At 64.4% G+C, this 16,531-nt stretch carries 3 protein-coding genes; 2 read left to right on the forward strand and 1 reads right to left on the reverse strand.

The genetic code is table 11. From position 1 onward, the window contains the following. Positions 1–614 precede the first annotated feature (614 nt). Entirely contained in the window at positions 615–1,925 is a 1,311-nt protein-coding gene (locus tag WT24_RS06360; protein ID WP_059789683.1) for a substrate-binding domain-containing protein, read from the forward strand. A gap of 148 nt (positions 1,926–2,073) precedes the next feature. Beyond that, positions 2,074–3,381 (forward strand): substrate-binding domain-containing protein, encoded by a 1,308-nt coding sequence (locus WT24_RS06365; RefSeq protein WP_060032002.1) that lies wholly within the window; start codon positions 2,074–2,076, stop codon positions 3,379–3,381. A gap of 335 nt (positions 3,382–3,716) precedes the next feature. Here the strand turns inward: WT24_RS06365 and WT24_RS06370 are convergent, their stop codons facing one another. Continuing rightward, complete coding sequence (locus tag WT24_RS06370; RefSeq protein WP_082742105.1) at positions 3,717–16,487, reverse strand: filamentous haemagglutinin family protein; 12,771 nt, start codon at positions 16,485–16,487, stop codon at positions 3,717–3,719. Positions 16,488–16,531 lie beyond the last annotated feature (44 nt).

A 16,531-nucleotide genomic window follows, 5' to 3' on the forward strand; every position in this document is an offset into this window, starting at 1 on the left:
TGTGCCGGACGGAGTCGCCGGGGAAGACTACGGAGCGAACCAGCGCAGATTTGTGACGGATGTTGGGCTACCTTTTTTGACGGGTTTTATTACCCGGCTTCGCCATTCTTATAACGTAAAAACGATTTCAAGCTTATCCAGTAAATTAATCGAACACACATTAAATACAATGCGACCTTGCTCGACCTTCCATTTACAGATTCGTGCGACAAGCGAAAAAAGTACCTCGAAGTGGAAGATATTCATCGACGTGCGCAATGTTCCGTAACATCTGCCACGAAACCGTCGTGAAGTTGGGATAGCGCGGCCCGGCCCCACGTGTTACGTCAACAGCTTCCATCAAGCCTGACGCGGGTTCTCGTGCGCAATCCGTCGAGCGACTCCGGCCAAATCCCAGTATATGGGCGCTCCAACTCATGTCGAATGACACTCCGATCGGCGCTTTATCAATTCGAATAACGCAATGGCTTGATCGATAAAAATGTTACGCACCATTCGTTATGAAAAATTCACACGCGCCATTCGAATTACCTCCTACATTTACCCGGCGGTCCATAAGCATTCCAACCGCAGTAGCAGGGGTTCCCGTTTATCTTCGTTCAAGGAAATTTCTCATGAAATCCAGCAAGCGCAAGATCTGTCAAGTCCTCGCTCTCGTTGTTTCCGGTCTGGGCGCCACGGCCGCGATGGCCGCGGACATCCACGGCGGCGGTTCGTCGCTCGTCGCCCCGACCATCGGCGCGATCGGCAACACCGCGACCGAAATCGGCCTGTTCGGCACGGCCGAAGGCTCGTTCACGTATTACTCGGTGGGTTCGGGCGCCGGCCAGAACGCGTTCCTGAACAACCAGCCGACGTTCTTCGGCGCGGGCGTCACGGGCACGGTCCACTTCGCGAACAGCGATGCGGCCCTGTCGACCGCCCAGCTCACGTCGTACAAGGCCGGCCTCGGCGCGACCAACGGCCCGCTGATCCAGATTCCGTACATCGTCACGCCGATCACGGTGCCGGTCGTCAACGGCCCGGCCGTGACGAGCACGACGACGCCGCAAACGACGCCGGGTCAAGCGCATAGCATCGCGCTGAACGACGACGATCTGTGCGGGATCTTCTCGGGCAAGCTGACCGACTGGAATCAGGTCATCAACCCGCAAACGGGTTCGACGTACCTCTCGTCGACCACGACGCCGACCAGCAGCCCGATCAAGGTCATCTACCGGACGGACGGCAGCGGCACGACCGAACTGCTGACCCGCCATCTGGCCGCTGTCTGCTCGGCCACCAACACGGCCACGGGCGTGACGTTCGTCGACTCGCTGACGTTCACGGCTTCGTTCCCGGGCGGCGTCGTGCCGTCGAACTTCACCGGCGCTTCGGGCAGCAGCGGCGTGCGCAATGCACTGTCGTCCTCCACCGGTGCCGCCGTTGCCTACCTGAGCCCGGACTACACGAACACGTTCCTCGCCCCGTCGAGCACGGTCGTGACGTCGGCCGGCGCGCTGCAACTGCCGGTGGCCAGCCTCGTGAACAAGACGAATGGCGTCTACTACGCACCGACGTATGCGAATGCGTCGACCGCGCTCGGTACGGTCAAGCCGCCGGCACTCAAGGCCGGAGCCTCGGATCCTTCGCAATGGGTGCCGGCCGCCGGCAACCCGGTGTCGGGCTACCCGGTTTCCGGCACCAGCCAGATCATCCTGAGCCAGTGCTACAAGGATGCGACGGTGAAGACAGCCGTGCATGACTTCCTGAACAGCCACTACACGAACGCCAGCTTCGCGGCGATCGTTCATGGCAACGGCTTCGACACGGTTCCGTCGAACTACCAGACGGCCATCTCGAACGACTTCCTGAGCAACGCGAGCACGTGGAACCTCGACATCGGCAACGCAAGCGTCTGCACGGGCACGGTGGTCGGCCGCTAAGCGACCGGCAATCAGCTTAACCTCGTCGGAACGGCTGCGCCCCCGGAGATCCGCGGGCGCAGTTTTTCACTTGTCCTCGATTTGTCCTCGGTCGACGCACCGTTGACGTCAGTCCGGCGTGCCATCTCTTCTCCTCGGAAATTATCACATGCGACTTCATCAACACCGCAGGCTCTGCCAATCGATCGCTCTTGCTTTCTCCAGCCTCGGCGGTATTGCCGCGATGGCCTCGCCTAACGTGCAAGGCGGTGGCTCGTCCCTCATTGCTCCGGCAATCGGTACGATCGGCAACACCGCGACCGAAATCGGCCTGTTCGGCACCGCCGAAGGCTCGTTCACGTATTTCTCGGTGGGTTCGGGCGCCGGCCAGAACGCATTCCTGAACAACCAGCCGACATTCTTCGGTTCGACGGTCACGGGCACGGTCCACTTCGCGAACAGCGATGCGGCACTGTCGAGCGCCCAGCTCACGTCGTACAAGGCCGGCCTCGGCGCGACCAACGGCCCGCTGATCCAGATCCCGTACATCGTCACGCCGATCACGATTCCGGTCGTCAACGGCCCGGCCGTCACAAGCACGACGACGCCGCAAACGACACCGGGTCAAGCGCACAGCATCGCGCTGAACGACGACGATCTGTGCGGCATCTTCTCGGGCAAGCTCACGAACTGGAACCAGATCATCAATCCGGAAACAAACTCCCCCTACGTGCTGAACGAACCGATCAAAGTCGTCTATAGCTCGGACGCCAGCGGCACGACCGAACTGCTGACGCGCCACCTGGCTGCTGTCTGCTGGGCCGGCAACACGGCCGCGGGTGTGACGTTCTTCGATTCGATGACATTCACGGCTTCGTTCCCGGGCGGCGTCGTGCCGTCGAACTTCATAGCTGCTTCGGGTGACGGTGGCGTGCGTAGACAGTTGGCGAGCTATGCGTCGGCCGGTATGGCCGCTGTTGCATACCTGGCTCCAAATTACGCGAACACGTTCCTCGCCCCGTCGAGCACGGTCATGACGTCGGCCGGCGCGCTGCAACTGCCGGTGGCCAGCCTCGTGAACAAGATGAATGGCGTCTACTACGCGCCAACGTATACGAATGCTACGAGAGCGCTTGGTGCTATTCACCCGCCAGCGCTAAGGTCCTATGCTGCCAATCCGGCAAACTGGGAAATGAATACAAGCAACCCTCCGTCGGGCTACCCTATTTCCGGTATGAGCTACATCATCCTGAGCCAATGTTATGCAGATCCGGCAGTCGGAACAGCCGTGCATGATTTCCTAAACGCTCATTACACAAACCCAAGCTTCGCCTCTATCGTTCATGGCAACGGCTTCGACACGATTCCGACGAACTTCCAGACGGCCATCTCGAACGAATTCCTGAGCAACGCGAGCACGTGGAACCTCGACATCGGCAACACGAGCGTCTGCACGGGCACGGTGGTCGGCCGATAAGTCGTCGACATACCGACTACCGGGATCCAAACTGCTGCGCCCCTTGGTTACCAGGGGCGCAGTTTTATTTGAAAGTCACCAACCCACTCATCAGGCGCCCGTAACTTCCCGACCCACGTCATTGCAATCGGAGAGGCCGCTTCGTCTCGCCGCGTTTAAAGGGCCCGGCGAACGACTGTCAATACGGCTCGCGCTTCACACTACACGAACGGCAAGCATCCGAATCACGGGGGACACTCATCCGTCTTCGATCAAACGATCCATGCGGCGACCGCATACAAAAAAACGCGGGCGCCAATACTACCGGTAGCCCGCGTCGCGCACACTTCGCTCGATCAGATCTTGCCCAACCTGTTACGCTCCTCCGATGTCAACGTGGCTCGTTGTGTAGCTCCGGGTTGACCGAAGCCAAGAACCGACACCGCGTTCGACGAATCGTAGCCAACCTGCTGCTTGTGCTTCTTCGCGCCGTCTCCGCCAGCATCGCCGAACCCTTCGACCTGCACCGAAATCGTCCAGCGCCGCACCGCGCCTCCGGGAGCGTTGTTCTTCGCGATATCCTGCGCCACCTGAGTGGCGGCCGATGCAGCCGCACTCGCGGCCGTCAACGCACCGGTATTCACCGCCTGCACGAGCGGGATGCCGGTTGCCTTGCCGGTCACTTGAATGTTGTCGGCATTCACCACGCGCAATGCCGCAACGTTCAGATTACCGGCACGAATACCGGCATCGCCCGCGTCCACCGTACCTCGCGGTGCGATCAGGTTGATCGTACCGATCGGCACACCCGGCACGCTTTGCAACGTTGCAATGCCCGCGCCCGTGACCTGCCCGCGCGCATCGACCGTGCAATAGTGGTTCGCGTCGCATACGTATTGCGGCGCCGGCGTGTCGGCCGACGACTTCGCACCCTTGCCCGCGTTGATGTCGCCGTTCGAACTCCAGATCGTCATGTCGCCACCCTGCTCGGTGAAGATCCGGCTCTGGGCGAGCAGCACGCTGCGGTCCGTAAAGATGTTGATGTCACCCTTCTCGAGCGTGAGGACACCCATTGTTCCGGGCCCGGCAATCGTCTTGCCGGTACCATTGCTGACGATCTGAGGCGGTGCGGACGTACTCCCGATCAGCGCCTGCCCGCCCGGGCCAAGGATCGATACGTTACCGCCCTGCTGCGTCTGGATGGTCGTGCTGCGAATGTCCAGGTCGCCCGTATCGATCAACTTGTTCGCACCGTTGCTGCCGCCGCCGAGATTGTTGGCCGTGTAGCCCAGCGAAGCGGGAAACATCGTATTGAGCGCCTCGTAGCCGCGCGCGTATTTCTGATAGTACGGACTGGTGGGATTGTTGTAATCCTCGCCGACGCTGGTCAGGACCTTGAACAGCACCTGCTCGGCAAAGAGCTGCTGGACATACTGCGGCAGCGCCTTGAATTTCGACCAGGCCTCGTCCGCGCTCAACGGCTTGATAGCTGGCTGATCGTTGACCAGCCCCGTGTCGACCGAGAGTCCCGCCTCGTATTGCTCCATGAACGTAACGAGCGCGGGCGTCGCGCTGGAAACACCCGGCACGGACTTCGCTGGATCGACATACGTGGAGACGAACGAGGCGGTGTCGATGCCCGGCCCAACACCGAACAGCACATTGATGCTCGCACTTTCATGGGGCAAATACGGGTTGTTTGCATTCCCGATTGCGTCAATCCCCGTCGGAATCCCCTCACGGAGGTAACTTCCGTCACCCAGCGACGCATAAGCTTGCGCCTGACTCGTCAGCGGGCCGATGTTTCGACCCGCCTGGATATCAAATGTCCCAGGCCCGCCTAGCGCCAGCACCGGTATAACCGCGTCGACGTTATGTATGAGCGGTGTGTCGTAGATATCCCGTCCTGCGACGATCCGCGTCACATCCGACTTGCGCAGGTTTTGCCCGAAAAACGACAGGTTCACGATGTCACGCCCTGCCTGAACCAAAGCGGGCTTGTCTATCGCGACAGGCACCAGATTTCCGTAGAAACCAGCGTTAACATCGGTCGCCTGCAGAACACCATCGACGATATCGCCGTTCAAACTGTAGATTCGCGCCGGTACCGTATCGTCGCCATGCAGGGCAACCGGATCATGAGCCGCCGCCGATGGAACCGTCGGCCTCGCGATGGCAACATTCGGCTTCACCGGTGACGGCATCGCGGACGGGTCGACGTCGAGCATGCCGAACGCAGGAAACCCGTTGGCAACCAATCCGTTGACCGTCGACAGATTGATCGACTGGTCGGCGATCAGGCTCAGGTCGCCAAGGGCCGACGGATAGAGCATCCCGCTCGCCGCCACCGTGATGCCGCCGGAAAGCGCAGTCAGGCTCATCGACGCCGGCAGCACGGACGACAAGTCGTTCAGCCCCGGCACATTTGAATTGTGCGCCCCGCCGCCGATCAGGCTGACCCCCGAGAGCGTGCCGATCGCAACGTCACCCGTCGTCGACACGATGTTGACGGCGGACGTCGACGAATAGCCCTTCATGTCGGCCTGCTGCTTGTACGCAGACAACAGCGCATCGCTCTGCGCATACGACGGATCGAACACGCGCCCGATGCTGACGCCTTGTCGCGCGCTTACGTCGAGCACGCCGTCCTGTGTCGCCAGCAGCGTATCCATCGTTACGGGAGGCTGGCCGTCGAATGACGAAGGCACCGCAATATCGGACCCGACCTTCCCGCCTGCCGTGATCGTTCCTGTTCCCTTCGCGACAAAATAGCCGCCGCTCAGAATGTCCCCTGCGGCTCGCACCGACAGATTGCCACCCCCGACCGTATTGACCGTGGGGTTGTCGGTATTGGTACCGGTCAAATACCACGTGGTCGGCACCGACACCGAGAGGTCGGAAATATTCCCTCCAGCCGACACGGACACGTTGCCACCCGCGCTCAACACGCCTTGATCGAATGCGCCGAAGTTGATCGACGTCTGTACGGTCTGCGATACGGGATTGGTCGCCCCGACCATCCCGGTCGGATTGCCGATTTGCATCCACTGCCACCAGAACGGGCTGATGTTGGCGCCCGGACGTCCGGTCACGGTGCCGTTCACATCGGTCAAATACTCCGCGCCCTTGATATCGCCCTGCGCATGAATCGTGATGTCACCGGCCGAGTCTGGATTGACGGCGGACGTGACCAGAATATCCGGATTGTTGTTCAGGCCATGAACGATCGAAAGGCCCGTGCTGGACGCCGGCGCTCCCGCCGCAGGTGCGCCGCCGGTGTAAATCACGCCTGGAACGGTTATGTCAGGACTGTTCGGCTGGATCGAACTGCTGTCGAACAGCGCGATGTCATTGCCAGCCGCGATATCGATCGAACCGGTACCGGTGCGTATCATCGTCGGCGCCGGAATTGCCAGACCGTTGCTGTCGACGAACGTCGTATGGCCGTCGAAGATCATGCTCTTGCCATTCGATCCGCTTCCTGCGGTCCGCGCCTGAAGCGCCAGCGGATTCGTGCTGTTCAGATCCGCCCCTGCCACTACACGGAAGGAACTGCTCGAGCCACCCGTCAACGAAGCCGACGCAAGCGGAATTGGAATAGTCGCAATGGACGTCGGGGCCGGCGAATTGTCCGTTAAAGCAGGCGCGCTGATCGTTGTTGTTGCAATTACCGATACAGGCTGAACGCTCGGTGCCGCAAGGGGAATCACAAGTGGGAATTGATTCTGATGCTGGACCACGTATTGGATTGATTCTGACAGATACTTCTGGTACTGATTCAGGTAGATCAGATAGGATCCCGGATTCGATGCCTGTTCGGCTACGGTCGGCGCGATCGGAGCCACCGGTTGACCTGGCAGCATCGTGCTGGAGTTGCTCCCCCTCATTAACCAGATGTTCTCTACATTGCTGTAGTTCTTGTCCGACCATTGCAACGTTGACGTCTGATCCAGGAAACCCGAATAAGTCGTGTAAAGCGTATAGTATTCGGCAATTTCATCCGGCGCCCCTCCGACCGGTTGTCCCGGACCGGACGCCAAGCCATAGTTCGTCGCCCAAAACGCGAGTCCGTATCCATAGTGCCCCGCCGACGCGCCATAAATCGTCTGTGCCGCTGCCAACGTCGACAACGGCGGCACCGGAATCGTCCCCCCGCCACCCAACGGGTTCGCGATCTGGAAGAACCCGTCCGACAGACTCGCCTTCACCTTCACGTTGTTCTCGGCACGCAGCGTCACGACCGGCGCCTGCCCGTCGAACCGGAACGCGAGATTCGTCGGCGATGTACCCGCCCCCAGGTTCCAGTTCGTCAGCACCTGAATATCGCCGCCGTTGATCGCCGGGCTCGGGTTATCGAGCTCGATCCCCGGCACGATGCGCGTATTCGCGATGTTCCTGCCGGCAAACGGATCGACCAGCGTATCGAGCCCGTGCTGTACGAACCCCATCAGCGTGCCCGGCGCCGCGGTCGACGCATCGCCGTTCTGATATCCGTAGAAGGTCTGGTGATCCGTGTTCGCGCCGCCGCTCGCGGGCGCGAAATACATGTTGTTCAGCCCGCCGAAACCAATGTCTTTATCGCCGCCTTGAAGCTGAACCTGCGTGACGCTCGTCGCCACGCCGGTAGTCTGATTCGTCAGCGTGCCGCCACCCGACCCGTCCGGTGCGAACGCGAACGTCGCCGGCGTGCCAGACGTGCCCTGCGCGGTAAACGTACCGGCCAGCAGATGCCCGCTCTTGTCATACCAACCCGCCGGGTCGATGACGCCGTCGAAGTGCTGCGCGCCCGTCGTCGCGTCCGTCGTGCTCCACACCGCATACGCCTCGAGCGTCGTCGCGCGCGAGCCGACGATGCCCTTGCCGTCGTTGAACGTATCCGGCAGGTTGAGCTTCACGCCGTTGTCGGCCAATAGCGGCGCGCGGAAATTCACCGTGCCGCCGGACAAACCGCCGGCCGTCCCGCCCGACACGTCGATCAGCGCGTTCGCGCCGAGCGTGATCGCGCCCGCGTTCGCACGCAGGATGTTCTCGTAACCATAGGTTGCGTTGTACGCGACCGAGTTGCCGTTTGCATCGACGATCGTCGGATCGAACATTGCGGTCGTGCCGATATTCACCTTGCCGCCGCGCTGGTTCGGATCGGAGCCGCGCGCCAGCAGCGAACCTTCGATGTCCACACCGTTGCGGCCGTACAGGTCGATCTCGCCGCCTGCCTTGCCGGACGCGTCGATCGTCCCGAGCACGTTCACGTTGCCGTTCGCCGTATCGGCCGAGCTTCCCGATCCGCCGTCGGCCGTCAGCAGCACCGAGTGCGCGGTCAGCGTGTTGCCCTGCGACAGCGTAAGGTTGCCTGTCTTCGTGTGGACGGTGATCGCCTCGTTCACGCCGCTCGATGCCAGCGTCTTCGACAGCGCATCGAGATCGGCCGCGCCGCCCGTATTGAGCGAGAACGATCCGCCCGCATAGCCGCTCGCCGCGCCGCCCTTGATCGCGCCGTTCAGGTTCACGACCTGTTGCGGCGCCGACATCGAAAGGCTGCCAGCCGCGCCACCGCCAGTGGCCCCGGAGAAATCGAGCGTCGAGCCGGACTGCACGTCGACGGTACCGGCATCGGCCGTCAGCGCAATCGAACCGGCCGGCGCGTAGCGCGTCACGTCGAAGAACTGCTTCGACACACCTGCCGAACTGACGGTCGATCCGCCGCCGACCGTCAGGTTGCCGGTCGTCGCTTCGAGCGTCACATTGCCGGCCGGCGCGCTGATCGTCGCACCGTTGTCGACGACGGTACCGCCGATGAAGGTCCATGCGCCGCCGACCGCATCGCGCTTCAATGCCGTGCCCGACGCGCCGTTCAGCGTCAGTGCGCCCGTGGTCTTCACGGTGGCGGCCGAGCTCGTATCGGCAAGGTAGACCGGTGCATTGAGCGTCACCGGCAATGCACCGAAGTCGAATGTGCCGGTACCCTGGCCGACGATGCCGCCCGTCGCGTTCATCACCACCGAACCGAAGCCGCTTGCCGCCTTCGTGCCCGTGCCGAAGTCGATCTCTTTCGCGTTGACCGTCAGCGTGCCGTTTCCGGCCGTCGCCGTGCCGGGCGCGGCGCCCATCTCGTTCGTGAACGCGACCTGCTGCGCATTCAGCGTGACGTGGCCGCCATCGCTCGTGAACGTGCCCGCACTCAGATCGACGCTGTTGCCGAACGTCGCGTTCACGTCGCCGACGAAACCGATCGCGCCGTAGCTGCGCAGCGTCACCTGCTGCGCGTTCGCGAACTGTGCGAGGCCGGCCGGATCGACGACGAAGCCCGGCAGGCTCGCCGCCGACGCGCCGCTCGCGCTGGTGAACGTAATCGCGGACCCGTCCGCGGTGATCGCCTTGGCCGACAGCACGGCGGACGGATCGACCTTCAGATCTCCGGACGAATCGAGCAGCAGCGCCTGGCCGCCCGTGAGCGTCGCTCCTGCGCCAACCGACATCAGGCCCGTGCCCGTGCCGCCGGTGCGCGACAGCGGCGCCATCGCGCCGTTCGACACGCGCAGCAGCGCGCCGTCGCCGGCGATTGCGATCGGCTGATCCTTGGCTGCCGGGTAATCGCCCTGCGCGGTAATCGATGCACCGGCATCGACGCGCAGGCCGTTCGCCGCGTTCGGATCGGTGCCGCTGCCGTCGGTCTTCGTGACGAGCAGGATCTCGGGGCCCTTCAGCGCTGTGTCGCCGTCGTTGGACACGACGACGCTGTTCGCGATCGGCGTGATGGTGACGCCGCTCGTCGTCGCCGCGCGCGTGCCGCCGATCAGCAGGCTGCCCGCGTTCAGCGAATCGAGCGCGTCGCTGCCGATCTGCAGATAGCCGGGCAGCGCCGCGCTGCCGTTACCGGTGATCTGGATCTCCTGCGACGCGATGTCGACCTGGGCCGGCGCGCCACCCGCGCCGGCGGCCGCATTCAGCGTCGCGCCGAGCGTCAGCGCCTTCGTCGCCGCCAGCACCAGCTGACCGCCGTCCACCGGCAGCGGCGGCGTCACGTTGCCCTTCGTCGCGGCGAGTTTCGTGAAATAGGCGTTCGCGCCCGTCAGCGTGTATTGCGAGTACTGCTGCCACACGCTGTTCGACTGCACGTTGAACAGCGTCGGCGTCGCGCTTCGGCTACCCGTCAACGCGTCGGCGAAATAGCCGGCCGTCACGACCGTGCCGTCCTGCAGCACCTGGCTCGCGCCCGGCACGAGATTGCCGGCCGTGTTCGACACTGTGACGCGATACGCGCCCGGCAACGTCGCGTACTTGCCCGGCAGCAGCGTGTAGTAGCCGGGCACCAGCCCCGGCACGCCCGACAGATACACGGCCTTGCCGACCGGGTCGGTCAGGCTCGCCTGCCCGACGCCCATCGTCGCCGTCGCGGTCGTTGCCGTGCCGTTTGCGTTGGTGGAAGGCTGTGTCGTCTGCGCGAGGATCGGGTCATACGCCGCGACCGGTAACTGCTTGCCCGGCACGATCGCATAAACGTTGCCGGCTCCGACATTGACCGGCACGGCCGTGCCGCCCTTGCCGCTTGCATAGCTCACGTTGTATTGCGACAGCACGTCGCGCGTGCCGCCGGTGCCGGGCACCCATTCGGCGGCTTGCAGGTCGCCGCCGCCGGACAGGTCGATCGTCGCGCCCTTGTCGAGCGCGACATTGCTGCCGTTCACGCCCACGTATTTCGCGGGTGGCGCGCTCAGGTCGGGCGTCGTGTTGCCGGCAAGCGGATTGAACTGCCACTCGACCCCGTCGATCGTCGTGCCGTACGGAATCACCAAGCCGCCGTTCGAGACCGACGTCACGCTTCCGCTCGCCAATTTCACCGAATCCGTCGCGACCAGCGGCAACCCGCCAAACTGGGCCTGCGTCGCCGCATTCGACGGATCGCCCACGCCGAATACGATCGTGCCGGACGGCGCGCGCACCGTGCCGCCCTGCACGATGTTCGTCGCGTCGACCAGCAGCGCGCCCCCTGCGGACAACGGCGTGTCCGATACGCCGTTCGACGCGAAGGTAACCGTCGTCGGCGCCGGTTGGCCCGTAGCCGAATCGGTCGGGCCGACCGCGTCGATAATGAAGGTGCTGCCGGTCGCCGGATACAAGTCCGCCGCCTTGAACGTCAGGTTGCCCGGCGTATAAAGCATCCCCGCCCCGGAGGCCGCCTGGGACTGGCCCGCGTTCGCCGAGCTCAGGCGTATATCGCCGCTGCTCGTGAAGTTCGCATGGCCGAAATTGTTGAGCTGAACCTGGTTCTTCAGATCGATGAACGACGCGTTCACGTTCAGCGTCGCATCGGACAGGGCCGCGACCGGCTTGAACTGAGGCGACTGTAACTGGATGCGCGGCCCCGACAACGCGAAGTACGGCGCATCGATCTCGACGGTCGTGCCCAACGACGGCTGCGGTTGCGCGAGCAAGCCGTCGACGGCGGCCGAGAGCGTCCCGTCGGCCTTGCGCGCGGGCGTCGACAACAGCGACGACAGTTGCCCCATGCCGATGGCGGCGACGCGCTCCGTGTTCAATGTCACGGATTCCGGCAACGACAGCGTGACGTTGCCGGCAAACAGGATCGGCGTTGCCTGCGCACCGTTGGGCGGCGTACCGCTGCCCAATACCAGATTCGCGATGCCGGATCCGTCGAGCCGATCGGCTGCGAACTGAATGACGCCGCTCGACTGCCCGATCGGCAAGCCGGTGGTCGAGTCGATCGCCGACGAGAAACTCTGCCCGGGCATCAGGCCCGCGGGCACGAATGTCCCGTCTTGCCGCACGACGAGCGCGGTGGCGGTCGAGCCGTTACTCCGCGGGTCCGCCTGGCTCGGCAGGATCGTCAGCGTGCCGCCCCGCGCTTGCGCGGCGCCCGGACGCCCGGCCAGCGTCGCATCCGCGAACAGGCCGTTCGCCGCCGACAGCGTGATCGAGCCGGCGTCGCTCCACGCCGGCTGCGACGCGTATGTGCCATTGGGCTGCAGTTGGTCGAATGTCGCCGATGTGCCCGACACGTCGATCCTCGAGCCCGACTGCGCCACCACGTAACCCGTATCGCTCGACATCGTGACGGAGCCGCCCGCCAGCACCTTGCCCGTGTTCGGCACGACCGTCGTCGCGCCGATCTTGACCGGCGCCGCAAGCGGATTGGCCAATGCCGTGCCCGATACGTCGAGCGAAGCCTCCGCGCCGAGCCAGACCGACTGGCTCGCGCTCATGAAACCGGTGCTGAGCTGCCCGGCCTGCGCATTCGTACCGCTCCCGTCCGCGCTCAGCGTGATCGACCCGCCCGGCGCGACGATGGAGCCGAGTACCGTGACTTGCGCCGGCGACCCGAGGCCGATGCTCGCACCGGCATCCGCGTGGATCGATGCGCCTTCCGACAGCGTGACCGCACCGGTGACGCCCGGATACGACGGTGTGGTAGGACGCTGGCCCTGCCGCCACGACGTATCGTTGCCGGCCGTCAAAACGAGATCCGTTGCCTGTCGGTGATAGGCATCGAGCTGGCCGATCGTGGTCAGGCCGCCCGCCGCCAGATTCGCGCCTGTGGCCGCCTGCTGAAGCGCGACCATGTCCGGAATGCGATTCAATTGCGTGACGGCAACCGACGCGCCGGGCGCAACCGTCGTGTCGTAGTACGCATTCAGCACATACTTGCCGAAACCCTGCCGTGCAAAGAAGCTTTCCGGAAGATAGACGTCCCATGGCGACGCGGCGGCTTCGGCGCCGCCGATCCGGAATCCGAGCGCCTGCAGCGTCAGCGTGCCGCCGCCCGAAAACCCTTCGCTCAGGATCGTGCCGTCCAGAGCGACCGTGCCGGCCGTCGGCTGTGCGGTGGGCAAGGTCGGCGCGCCGTCCGCCCCGACAAACTGTTTCGTCGGTGTCGCGGAATACGTCTGCAACGTCACGTTTCCGCCGCGCCCGGCAGGCACGCCGTTCTGCATCAGCAGTTGGCCGTTGGACAGCATTTCGCCGCCGCCCGATACGTCCAGTACGCTACCTGGCTGCAGCAGCACCGAACCCGTGGTGTCGCCGACCAGCGCGCCGCCGATGACGTTCGATCCGAGCAACGCGGAGAGCGTGATGCTGCCGCCGTTGATGAACTGGCTGTTCCCAGGCGTCGTACCCGGTGCCGCCTGCACGTCGTTGTTTACCCACTGCCCCGCGGCACTGATCGCACCCTGCGGGCCGACGATCACGTTGCCGCCGCTCGTGATTGAAATCACCCCGGACGGCACGGACAGGCGGCCGGCCACGTTGACGTCGGTACCGGTCACCGGGCTGTTGATGGTGATGGAGCCGCCTGGCTGCAAGTTCAGTTGCGTGCCTTGCGGCACCACGACACCCTTGCCGCCCGCCTTGTCCTCGGTCACGTTCAGGTTCGCGAAGCCGCCGTTGTTCAACGTCGCGACCGGCACCACGGTGGTCGTCAGCACATTGCGCGGATCCGTCGCGGGCAACGCCTGCAGCGCCGTCTGGTCGAGCGGCGTGTCGATCGAGAAACCCGGCGCGATGTCGGCGAGTTGCGGCGCCTTGTCCTGCAGCACGACCAGGCCCGCGGTGCCCGACGCAACCTCCTTGTTGTTCGACGTCAGGTACACCAGTGCGGCGCCGTCGAGTTTCGGATCGGCGCCGAGGTTGAACGTCCCGCCGCTCGGCAGGCTGTTGCCCTGCATCTGCTTCGCGCCGCCGAACGCCTGCGCGCTGATGTCGCCGTCCAGCACCGTGGACTGCAGCCCGTAGATATCGAGCGTGCCCGCGTTGCCGCCGACGATGTAGTCGCCCTGATACGTGCCCGCCGTCTGCAGCGGGTTGTACCAGGACTTCGTCACGCCCCAGCGCGGATGAGTTTCGGTGAACTGGCCCGCGACGCCGACGTAGGTGTCGTACGGGCTCGCCTTGTCGATCGGCACGATTGCACCGTTGGCGTCGACCAGCCGCGTCGTGTTGACGATTCCGCCGTCGACGTGCACGTAGCCGCCGTTCAGGTTCATCGACGAACCGGTCGCGGTCATCACCTCGTTGCCCGACAACGTGATCGAACCGCCGTTGGTCAGTAACTGGTCGACGGTACGCGGAATCAGGTTCACATAGCCCGACAGGTTCAGGATCGGGCTGCCGACCCAGGGCACGCCGTCGCTGCGCGTGCCCGTCAGCGTGCTGTCGAACACGAGATTCTTGTACCCGAACAGAAACCCGTTGCGCAGCAGCGGTGAATCGGCGAGTTCGTTCTGGCCGATGCGATCGACCGTCACGAGCGTCTGCGCGATCGGCACCTCGACGTTCGCGAGACCCGACACGTCGATCGTCGCGCCGCTGTCGACATAGATCCGGCCCTGCACGGCGGTCTGGCCGGCCGGCGCTTGGGCACCCGATGCCGATGCCGACGGCGTCAGCGCCCCGACCGATACCTTCGAACCGGGCGCCTCGATCAGCGAGCCGCCCTGGAACCACACCGAGCCGGCCGTCATCCCGATGCTGCCCGGCGTGAAGGTCGCGCCGGGTGTCGACGGCGTCGTCTGGCCGTTGCCGTCCGGCATCACGGCCGTCACCGAATCGGGGCCGAAGCTCAGCAGGCCGGCGCGATTCGTGGTGCTGCCGGTGCTTTGCGGGCTTGTCGTCACGATCCCCTGCCCGAGATACCCGGCACCGGTCGGATTGTTGGACTGGTATTCGTCGACCGTGGAAATCGTGATCGTGCCCGGCGAGTTGACGCTCGTCGTCACGCCTACCACGCCGTTCTGCGCGACGCGGCTGCCGAGCAGGTTCACGTTGCCGCGCGCGGCCTCGACGATGCCGGTATTGGTCAGCGTGCCGGCCGGCGTGATGTCGGTCGTCTGGCCGTTCGGGCCGAGCAGCGCGATCTTTCCGCTGAGCTCCGGCAGCAGCACCTGCGGATTGATCTGCAGCCCGCCGGCAGGCCGCAGGCTCACCCCCACACCGGCCGCGAGCACCACCTGGCCGTCCGTCGCCTTGATATGCCCCGCGTTCGTCACGTTCGGCGCCGCGATCATCACGAAGCCGCCATCGCTCACATTGCCGTTCGCGTGCGTGGTAATCGAGGCGCCCTGCTCGATGGTGACGTCGCCCCACGGCTGATACTGGCTGGCCGACGTGAGGTTGACCTGGTTGCCCAGCCCGAGCACTTCGTTCGGCACCGTGCTGTTGCCGTTCACCCCGGCCGAACTGCCCGACTCCGCATACGCGAGTCCGCCCGTCGTCCCGGCCGGCAGGCTCAGGAACTGTTTGTTGCTCGCGACGATCCCCGCGGCATCCTGCGCGAGGCTGCTGTCCGTCACAACCGGCACCCTGTTCTGCATGGCCTGGTTGTAATTGTTCATGTTCAACACATCGAGCGACGACGCCACCAGCGAATGCACGTTCACCTGCGACCCGGCGCCGAACAGCACGCCATTCCGGTTGATCACGTACACCGCCCCCTGCGCGGTGATGTTCCCCAGAATCTGGCTCGGCCGTCCACTCGGATCGTTGACCCGGTTCAACACCGCCCAGTTGTTCGCCCCATTCGTCTGCGTGCCGCCCGACTGATCGAAATTCAGCGTCGTCTGTCGCCCGACGTTCATCGTCTCCCACGTCAGCACCGCGTTCTGCCCGGTCTGCTTCACGTCCACGTTCACGTGGCCGTTCGCGTCGGTACTCTGCGTCGGCGCGTTCGCGTTGAACCACAGCACTGGATTATTCGTGTCGCCCGACGCGCCCGCCGCCACCTGCAGCCCGCCCGGCGCCAGCCCGTTCGGCACGGTCGACGGCAGCTTCGCCGCCGCGGCCGCCGCATTCTGCTGCGCGGCGATCTGCGCGGCGATCGCGTGCGCCGCATAACCGAGGTTGCGGATCGACGGCTGGCTGGCCTGCAGCGCCTGCTGCGGCGACACGCCGAGATTCGGCACGCCCGGCATGCCGCTGGCACCGCCTGCGCCGCCGCCCGCCGCACGCGCGGTGGCCTGCCCGAGGTTCATGATGCCCGCCCCGTGCGCATGCGCGGACACGCCCGCCGCGAGCATCAGCACGACCGCCCGGTACAGCGGGCTCAGTTCCGATTTCAGGACCGACCGCGAGGCCGTTGCGCGAGGTTGCCGTTCCGTACGTGCGCGTGCTGCCATTCTTTCCACCCCGATGCTAGGAATTTGCATGCGGCGCCGGTCGG

The sequence above is a fragment of the Burkholderia sp. MSMB1078WGS genome, from assembly GCF_001528895.1.
GTDB lineage: Bacteria > Pseudomonadota > Gammaproteobacteria > Burkholderiales > Burkholderiaceae > Burkholderia.